Below are 9,807 nucleotides of genomic sequence, written 5' to 3' on the forward strand. Positions count from 1 at the left end.
ATTAATAAATGTAAAAAACACAATTACAAATGTAATTTTTAATCTCAATATACTGATAAATTTTTTTCCTTATTCCTCAAAAAATGATCATAGTCTAAGATATTATAACATTTTTTATATCATTTGTAAAAAAACAAGACCTCAGATTCACATCCTGCAAAAAACGACTGTTAATAAATGCTTCAGTCATTGCGCAATTCAATCTTATTTCTATTTTTGTAATTGTATATTTTACATTTATTATTCTTCAATCAAAATTATCACCATTAAATTATAACAAAATGACGATACTAAAAGGGATAACCTGGAATCACACAAGAGGTTTATTGCCAATGGTTGCCACAGCACAGCGTTTTACAGAACTACATCCAAATGTTGAGATTACATGGGAGAAAAGAAGCCTGCAGGAATTTGCTGATGCATCAATTGAAGATTTAGCCAAAAGATTCGACTTATTGGTTATCGATCATCCGTGGACAGGTTTTGGAGCGCACACCAATGCTATCCTTCCTCTCTCCGATCATCTTTCTGCTGAATATATAAAAGATCAGGAACTTAATACTGTTGGGCGTTCTTACGAAAGTTACGTTTTTAGCAACAAACTATGGGCGTTACCAATTGATGCCGCGACTCCGGTTGCAGCCGCACGTTTGGATATTTTAGAAAAAAAAGGTTTGAAAGTCCCTCAGACTTATGACGATTTATTGGCTTTAGCTAAAAAAGGATTGGTCGCTTTCGCAGGAATTCCGGTTGATGTTTTAATGAGTTTTTATCAATATTGCTGCAGTTTGGGTGAAGCTCCGTTTCAGTCTGAAGAAAAAGTAATCTCAACAGAAACAGGAAAAAAAGCGTTACAAATGTTCCGCGAATTGGCACAGCTTATCGATCCTGCGAATTTCAACAGAAACCCTATTCAGGTTTACGAAGCTATGGTCAATTCTGATGCAATTGCCTACTGCCCTTTTGCCTACGGATATTCTAACTATTCGAGAACGGGTTACAGCAAAAACTTACTTCACTTTTATGATTTAGTACGTTTGAATAATAATCCGATGATCAGTTCTCTGGGCGGAACGGGTTTAGCGGTTTCTTCTTTTAGTAAAAATATTCCCGAGGCCATCCAATATGCTGAGTTTACCGGATCGTCTAACGTTCAACAAAATATATTTGCCGATAACGGTGGACAACCCGGCCATTTACAGGCCTGGAAAAGTGACAGAATAAATGCTTTAACTCATGATTATTTCAAAAATACCTTACCGGCTCTGGAACGTGCTTTTTTACGTCCGAGATATTCCGGACACATGTATTTTCAGGATCACGCAGGCGATGTAGTTCGTGATTATCTGATGAATGGCGGAGATGAAGAATTGGTTTTAGAAGTCCTGAATTCGCTTTATGCGAAATCACTAAACCTGCAAACCACATGAGACCACTTGAAGGATTAGTTGTATTGGAGTTTTGCCAGTTTTTGGCAGGTCCGTCAGCGGGATTAAAACTGGCTGATTTGGGTGCCAGAGTCATCAAAATCGAACGTCCTGTAAAAGGAGAAGCCTGCAGGCAACTGAGCATAAAAGATCTCTTTGTTGATGACAGCAGTTTGTTGTTTCATACCATTAACCGAAATAAAGAATCTTTTGCAGCCGATCTTAAAAACCCTGAAGATTTAATTTTAATTAAAAAACTGATCGCTCAGGCTGACATTATGACACATAATTTCAGACCGGGCGTAATGGAAAAAATAGGACTGGACTTTAATGAAACATTGGCTATCAACCCCAAAATAATATACGGAACTATTACAGGTTACGGCACTATTGGTCCGTGGTCAAAAAAACCGGGACAGGATTTATTGTTGCAATCATTATCAGGATTAAGCTGGTTGAGCGGCAGAAAGAGTCAGGAACCCGTTCCGTTTGGTTTGGCTGTAGCCGATTTAATGTGCGGTAATCATTTTGTTCAGGGAATCTTGGCGGCATTACTCAAAAGAGCCAAAACCGGAAAAGGAGTTTTGGTCGAAGTAAGTTTGTTAGAATCGGTTTTGGATGTTCAGTTTGAAGCGATTACTTCTTTCTTAAATGATGGAGGTCAGTTGCCTGAAAGAGGTGATATAAAAGGAAGTGCACATGCTTTTTTAAGCGCTCCATACGGCGTTTATCCCACTCAGGAAGGTTATCTTTCCTTAGCGATGGGCGATTTGATTTTTATTGGAAATGCTTTAGGATTAGACTTAAATAAGTACGCTGACAAACAGGATTGGTTTACGCATCGGGATGAAATCAGGACTATTTTAAGTGAAAAATTAGCCTCTCAAACAGCCGATTATTGGCTGGAAGTACTCCAAAAAAAAGGAATATGGTGCGGAAAAGTATTTAATTATGAAGAATTGGACAACCAGCCTTTCGTAAAGGAATTACAACTGAAACAAATCGTAGAAAATACCGACGGAAAAACAATGATCACTACGAGAAGTCCAATTCAGCTTGACGGAAAAATTTTAATAAGCCCAAAAGCAGCTCCTAAAGTTGGAGAAGATAATTTAGCCATACACAAACAATTTTTAAACAACGCATGAAACCATTAGAAGATTATTTAATAGTAGATTTTAGCCAGTTTCTTTCCGGGCCATCAGCAAGTTTGCGATTGGCTGATTTGGGTGCGCGCGTGATAAAAATTGAGAAACCGGGAACAGGCGATATCTGCCGGACCTTATATACTTCTGATTTGATTATGAATGGCGAATCGTCAGTATTTCATACCATCAACAGAAACAAAGAATCATTTGCCATTGATTTTAAAGAACCATCAGAATTAGAAAAATTAAAGAAACTATTGGCTAAAGCCGACGTTGTCATGCATAACTTCAGACCCGGAGTTATGGAACGCGTGGGTTTAAGTTATGATGATCTCAAAGCCATTAATCCAAATGTAATTTATGCTTCTATTTCAGGTTTTGGCGAACATCCAGACTTAAAAGATTTACCGGGACAGGATTTATTATTACAATCCTTAACGGCCTTGACATGGCTGAGCGGGAATCAGGATGATGGTCCGGTACCAATGGGTTTATCGATCGTCGACATGCTTGCCGGAGCACATCTGGCTCAGGGAATTTTGGCCGCTTTGTACAGAAAAGTCACTCACAATATTGGCGCTTCGGTACAGGTCAGTATGCTGGAATCGGCTTTTGATTTTCAGTTTGAAACGATCACGACTTATTTTAATGATGGCGGTGAATTACCTGTTCGAACTAAAACCAATAATGCTCACGCCTATTTAGGGGCACCATACGGAATTTACAAAACCAAAAATGGCTTTCTGGCTTTGGCGATGGGTTCGATTCCGGTTTTGGCTTCACTTTTAAAATGTGATGCGCTTTTGGCGTTTCCTGAAAATAAATTTACTTTAAGAGACCAAATCAAGAATATTCTGGCAACTCATTTGCAAACCCGGAATACTGATTTTTGGCTGAATATTTTAGAACCTGCAGACATTTGGTGTGCCGGAGTTTTAAACTATCAGGAGCTTTTTGCTGAAGATGGATTCAAGATTTTAGACTTTACGCAAAAAGTAACAATGCTGGATGGTTATTCGTATCAAACGACAAGATGTCCCATTAAAATTGACGGGGAATATTTGACTTCAAGTAAAGGTTCTCCAAAATTAGGACAGGACAATGAGAAAATTATTAAAGAATTTATAGCTGTATAATGAAGAAAATAAGAATCGCTGTCCGCAAATTCGATCCTTTCGAAAGTACGCTGCAAAAGCTATGGGATTTATTTTGTATTGAAAATAATATTCAGATTGAAGCCGAAATGGTTCCCCTCGAATTGCACGAACTTTATGAAACTACAATTTTAAAAAAAGGTTTAAAAGAAGGAAAATGGGATATTGCACACCTCAATACCGATTGGATTTATGATGCCGTACACGAAAAAGCGGTTCTTGATTTGTATTCATTCATAGCAGAAAATCCTCCTGAAAGTTATCCCTACGGATGGCACAAATCGCTTTTGCATTTGCAAAAATTGGATAATGGCACATACGGACTTCCTTTTCACGATGGACCAGAATGTTTAATTTACAGAAAGGATTTATTTGAGAACGAAACTGAAAAAGAGAATTTCAAAAAGCAGTTTGGTTATGCGCTTTCTACTCCAAAAACCTGGACAGAATTTACAGAAATTGCAACCTTTTTTAACCGTCCCGAACAAAATCTATACGGCTGTATTTTTGCTAATTATCCGGACGGGCACAATATGGTTTTTGATTTCTGCCTGCAGTTGTGGACTCGTGGCGGATCGTTGATCAACGAGAAAAATCAAATCTCGATTCATAGCGACGCAGCGGTTCAGGCTTTAGATTTTTATCGTAAAATCGTAAATAACAAAAATGCTGTTCATCCCAAGTCGAAAGAATTTGGTTCAGTTGAAGCCGGAATGGCTTTCGCCGATGGACAAGCAGCAATGGCAATCAATTGGTTCGGATTTGCTTCGATGGCTGAAGTTATCGAAGAATCAAAAGTGAAAGGAAAAATTGATATTACTTCTCTCCCATCCGACCCAAATCATAAAACAGCTTCTTTGAATGTGTATTGGCTGTATACAATTGGTTCGGGAAGCAAACACAAAAGATTAGCTTACGATTTTTTACGATTTGCCACTACACCTGAAAGTGACAAACTATTGACCATCGAAGGCGGAATTGGCTGCCGAAAATCGACCTGGAAAGATGAAGAAATTAATACTTTAATTCCGTTTTACCATAAACTGGAAATGCTTCACGAAAATGCGCTGACATTACCACAAACGCCAATTTGGCCAAAAGTTGCTGAATTTATCGATCATATGGTTTTAAAAGCCATAAATAGTGATATTCCTTCGGCACAATTATTAGAAGAGACACAAATTAATATTCAAAAAATAGAATAGACATGAATATTCCCTATCAACCTAAATTACCGGAAACGAACCAGCCGATCATCATCATCGGAGCAAGCGGAATTGTAAAAGATGCGCATTTGCCTGCTTATGAAATGGCCGGTTTTACTGTTTTTGGTATCACCAACAGAACGATTTCTAAAGCACAAGATCTGGCAAAACAATTCAAGATTGCCCATGTTTTTGAAAACGTTGCTGACGCAGTTAAAAATGCACCATCAAACGCTGTTTACGACATTACAGTGCTGCCCGATCAGTACATCGAAATATTGGAACAATTGCCTAACGGAGCCGCAGTTTTGATCCAGAAACCTATGGGAAATGATCTTGCTCAGGCACGTGAAATCATCGCGGTCTGCGAACGTAAAAACCTGGTGGCAGCAATTAATTTTCAATTGCGTTTTGCTTCATTTGTAAGTGCTGCAAGACATTTGATCAATGAAGGAATTATTGGTGAATTGTACGATTTTGAATTTAAAGTTACCGTAAACACCCCTTGGGAATTGTTCCCGTTAATTAAGGAACATCCTAGATTGGAAATTCTTTTTCATAGTGTTCACTATATCGATTGCATCAGGTCCTTTTTGGGAAATCCGAAAAGTGTGATGGCCAAAACAGCAAAACATCCGTTAAAGAAATTATCCTCCTGCCGTTCTACCATTATTTTGGATTACGGAGAAGACAAACACGTCGTAATCAACACCAATCACGACCACCATTTTGGTCCTAAACATGAAGAAAGCTACATCAAATGGGAAGGAACCAAAGGAGCGATCAAAGCCAAAATGGGTTTATTAATGAATTATCCTGATGGATTACCGGATGAATTTGAATATTCGATACTAAATGAAAACGGCGAATACGAATGGAAAAAAATCGAATTGGAAGGTTCCTGGTTTCCCGAAGCTTTTATAGGAACAATGTCAAATTTAATGCGATTTAAAGAAGGCTCTGACACTAAATTACTGGCAAGTGTTCTGGACGTTCTCGACACTATGAAAGTTGTTGAAGCCTGCTATGTCAGTAATAAAAACGGAGGAGTTTCTCTTGGCGAACTGTAAAATCAGTCGCAAGTCGAAAGTCATAAAGTCAAAAGTGATTGACTTTATGACTTTGCAACTTTTAAACTAAAAAATATATGTATTTCAAATCAACCTTTTTTGAAGAGTATCAAATTGGCGATAAACGCGTCACTTTTGGCCGAACAATTACCGAAACTGACTTTGTGGTTCACGCAGGTCACACAGGAGATTTTTTTCCGCATCACATGGATGAAGAATGGTGCAAAACACAACCTTTCGGACAGCGCATTGCACACGGAACTATGGTCTTTAGCATCGGAATCGGCCTGACCGCATCTGAAATTAATCCGGAAGCTTTTTCTAAAGGATACGACAGAATGCGATTTGTAAAACCGGTGCACATTGGCGACACGATTCATTCTGAAATTACCATCTCAGAAAAAGCAGAAGCTAAAAAACCGGATATGGGAACTGTAACAGAACACGTTGAAATTATCAATCAAAAAGGAGAAGTTGTTCTCGTTTGTGATCATTTATTACTCGTAAAAAAGAGGCTCTAAGTTTCTAAGCTGCTAAGTGTAGCATTAAAATAATCGCGCAAAGTCGCAGAGTTGCAAAAAAAAACTTCTGAACCTTTGTCACTTTGCACCTTGAACCTATTAACTAAAAAAAACTATGCAAATAACCAATCAAACCGGCGATCAACACGAAGCTGCCACAGAAAAAGGAACAGGTAAAAAATACCTTTTGCCTTTTATACTAATTACCAGTTTATTTTTCCTTTGGGGAATGGCGCATAATCTGGATTCTATTTTAATTCCACACCTAAAAAAGGCTTGCGAATTAAACAATCGCCAATCTACTTTGATTGATACTGCCGTATTTTTTGCTTATTTTATAATGGCCATTCCGGCAGGGATGCTCATAAAAAGATTTGGTTATAAAAACAGTATTATTACCGGATTGTTAGTTTTCGCAACTGGTGCTTTTCTGTTTGTTCCTGCGGCAAATACCAGAACTTACGAATTGTTCTTATTCGCTTTATTTGTAATTGGCTGTGGACTAACAATTCTTGAAACGAGTGCCAATCCGTATGCAGCAATTTTAGGTCCCCCTGAATCCTCCTCAAAACGATTGAATTTAGCGGCTTCCTTCAATGGTTTGGCTGCGATGGTTGCGCCAATTGTGGGTTCATTATTTATCCTTTCGGGAACCAATCATACACCGGAACAAATGACTGCAATGCCAGATGCTGCAAGAGCGGCCTATTTGTTAGAAGAAGCTTCATCTGTAAAATTACCTTATATTATTTTGGGAAGCGTATTGGTTTTGGTGGCGATTTTATTTTATTTCATGCATTTACCTTCTATGAAAGCAGAGCATGCAGAAGTTGAAGTAAAACCGGGATTTTTCTCTGTATTAAAATTTCGTCATTTAAGCTGGGCAGTTGTAGCGCAGTTTTTCTATGTAGGTGCACAAGTTTGTATTACCAGTTTCTTTATCAGAATTGCACAACAAGGTGCAGGACTGGACGAAAAAACGGCCGGATATTATCTTGGTATTTATGGATTCCTGTTTATGGCCGGACGTTTTATTGGAACTTTCTTTCTGAAATTCGTTAAAGACTATGTGCTTCTTTCAATCTATTGCATATGCAGTATTTTATTATGTTTAGTCGCCATTTACGGAACAGGAATTTACGTAATTTACGCGCTTGGCGGAATCGGGTTTTTTATGTCTATTATGTTTCCAACGATCTTTTCTTTGGGAATAGTGGGCTTAAAATCGAATACAGAAACCGGGTCTTCATGGCTTGTAATGTCAATTGTTGGCGGTGCGATATTACCTTACGGAATGGGAACTTTAATTGATATGAAACACGACGATATTCAATCGGGATATATAATTCCGTTGTTGTGTTTTATTATTATTTTATCTTTTGGCGTTTTTGGACACAAGGTAAAAGAGGTAAAATAAACTTTTCGTTTTGATCTCTTATAAAAAAGGTTTGAATCAAAAATTATTTGATTCAAACCTTTTTCATATTTATTATAGTTTAATTGGAAGTACTTATTTTTAACACATCGAAACATAGATTTTGTATCCTTAAAAAAGACGTTTCACTTTACATCAATTCACATAGCAACATTTCTCAGATCTGTTTTTAGTACATTATCCGCTCTTTTTTCTATACTCTTTCTTCTTTACTCTAATCTCTATTCTCTGCTTAGAGACTAAAATTCCAAAACAGGCTCTTTCATATCATGATACAAAAGAACTTTCCAATGTTCTTCTTTGGCTTGTTGCTCCCACTTTTTACGGGATTCCATCGCACGTTTACCATCATAATCTGTTTTGTATGCCACATGAAGTTTTAAGTAGGCTTCTTGCGGCAAATCATCTGCTCCGTAAAAGGTGATTTCGTTATTTTTCCTGATCCAGAATACCTGATGAAACGGTGAATGTCCTCCGGAAACTTCATAGAAAATTTCATCGGTTATTTGTCCCTTATCCTCTTTCAGTTTTACAACATTAGAAAACGATTGTAACTGATTTAATAGCTCCAAATTATAAGATGGATGCTGCTGTGACAAAGCAAAATCAAGTTCTCTGCTTTGCAAATAAATAGTGGCCTGTGGAAAATTCTGGATAAAAGTATCTCCTTCAAAAGAACCAATACCTTCAATATGATCTTTATGAAAATGCGAAATCAGCATCTTTGTAATTTGTTCTGGTGCAACACCATGACTTTCTAGTAAATGATGAATTAAAGGTTTTCCGTTTTTCTTCAATCCCAACCCTAAATCTAAAAGTATACAATCATTTTGAGTAACGATCAAAAAAGGCTGAATAGCCATCTTAAGTCCTGAATCTAATGGGAATTCATCAATAAGCCTGAACTCTTTATCACTATTAACCACGTAATTCCCTTCTTGTAACGGTATTATTTTCATTTTGGTTCAATCATTATTTGGTACAAAGGTCTAAAGAATTTCTATATTTATAAAACCTTATTTTTCGATATCATCAATCGATAAAACCGATTTAAAAACAGAGCTAAAACAACGATTAAAATTGTTTCCGGCGATTATTTATGATATGTTAATACTGGGTAAACCGATGAAAAATTAAAAAATCAACATAAAAAAACGCCTCAATTATGAGGCGCTTTCCATCTATTTGTATTTTAATTAACGGTGATCACCGTGAGAATGATTCTGATCTTTTTTAGAATTTCCATTAGATTTGTGTGAATTATCTTTTTTAGAATTTCCGTTGTTATTTTTATACTTGTTATTTTGTTTATAGGCCTTATCGGGTTTATTTCCTCTATTTTTCTGAGGTTTTCCGTGATAGCCTTTTGGATATTCGGCTCTGTGTTTTTTATGATAACCATAAGGAGCATCTCCTCTATAATCACTTAAAACTACTTTATAACCTCCATAAAGATCATATTGTCTGTACTGCGATGGCAATCTGCTTGCACGAATCCATCTGCCATTATTGTCATAAATAAACTGTTTTTGTGAGACATCATAGTAGGTATCAATATCGGGCAGATAGTAATATCTACTCTCGTCATAACCTTGTGGGCCCCAGCTTGGAGGTGTACCAATATTAACATTGATCGAAACTTGTGCGTGCGCAAAAACACTCATCAGTAGTATTAATGCAAATCCTATTTTTTTCATTTTTCGTGGTATTAAGTATTAATGTTATTTAATATTAATCCAAAGTAGTGCCAATGTTTTAGGATCTAGCCTTGATTATGCAGAAAGGCAAAACTAATCGACGAAAAGGTATTTTTAACCGATGCAGACCAAAAAAAAGGAGCCGTCTCA

At 37.0% G+C, this 9,807-nt stretch carries 9 protein-coding genes; 7 read left to right on the top strand and 2 right to left on the bottom strand.

The genetic code is table 11. From position 1 onward, the window contains the following. The first annotated feature begins 281 nt into the window (after positions 1 to 281). The 7 genes from B0A67_RS18275 to fucP all read left to right on the top strand — a co-directional run bounded on the left by B0A67_RS18275 (position 282) and on the right by fucP (position 7,942). A complete protein-coding gene (locus B0A67_RS18275) occupies positions 282 to 1,430 on the top strand; it encodes an ABC transporter substrate-binding protein (RefSeq protein ID WP_072957993.1) in 1,149 nt (382 codons plus the stop codon). Beyond that, positions 1,427 to 2,575 (top strand): CaiB/BaiF CoA transferase family protein, encoded by a 1,149-nt coding sequence (locus B0A67_RS18280; RefSeq protein ID WP_072957991.1) that lies wholly within the window; start codon positions 1,427 to 1,429, stop codon positions 2,573 to 2,575. Before B0A67_RS18275 ends, B0A67_RS18280 begins: the two co-directional genes overlap by 4 nt. Further along, entirely contained in the window at positions 2,572 to 3,711 is a 1,140-nt protein-coding gene (locus B0A67_RS18285; RefSeq protein ID WP_072957989.1) for a CaiB/BaiF CoA transferase family protein, read from the top strand. Before B0A67_RS18280 ends, B0A67_RS18285 begins: the two co-directional genes overlap by 4 nt. Next, positions 3,711 to 4,934, top strand: coding sequence for an extracellular solute-binding protein (locus B0A67_RS18290; protein ID WP_072957986.1), 1,224 nt, complete (start codon positions 3,711 to 3,713; stop codon positions 4,932 to 4,934). Before B0A67_RS18285 ends, B0A67_RS18290 begins: the two co-directional genes overlap by 1 nt. Before the next feature lie 2 nt (positions 4,935 to 4,936). Then, positions 4,937 to 6,004, top strand: a complete 1,068-nt coding sequence (locus B0A67_RS18295) for a Gfo/Idh/MocA family protein (RefSeq protein WP_072957983.1) — start codon at positions 4,937 to 4,939, stop codon at positions 6,002 to 6,004. 77 nt (positions 6,005 to 6,081) lie between these two features. Next, positions 6,082 to 6,525, top strand: a complete 444-nt coding sequence (locus B0A67_RS18300) for a MaoC/PaaZ C-terminal domain-containing protein (RefSeq protein WP_072957980.1) — start codon at positions 6,082 to 6,084, stop codon at positions 6,523 to 6,525. Between the two features lie 115 nt (positions 6,526 to 6,640). Next, positions 6,641 to 7,942, top strand: coding sequence for an L-fucose:H+ symporter permease (gene fucP / locus B0A67_RS18305; RefSeq protein WP_072957977.1), 1,302 nt, complete (start codon positions 6,641 to 6,643; stop codon positions 7,940 to 7,942). A 257-nt stretch (positions 7,943 to 8,199) separates the two neighbouring features. On the opposite strand, the gene B0A67_RS18310 is transcribed toward fucP, so the two are convergent. After that, a complete protein-coding gene (locus tag B0A67_RS18310; protein ID WP_072957974.1) occupies positions 8,200 to 8,919 on the bottom strand; it encodes an MBL fold metallo-hydrolase in 720 nt (239 codons plus the stop codon). A 237-nt stretch (positions 8,920 to 9,156) separates the two neighbouring features. Continuing rightward, positions 9,157 to 9,657, bottom strand: coding sequence for a hypothetical protein (locus tag B0A67_RS18315; protein ID WP_072957971.1), 501 nt, complete (start codon positions 9,655 to 9,657; stop codon positions 9,157 to 9,159). Between the last annotated feature and the right edge of the window lie 150 nt (positions 9,658 to 9,807).

The organism is Flavobacterium aquidurense, from assembly GCF_002217195.1.
GTDB classification, from domain to species: Bacteria; Bacteroidota; Bacteroidia; order Flavobacteriales; family Flavobacteriaceae; genus Flavobacterium; species Flavobacterium frigidimaris.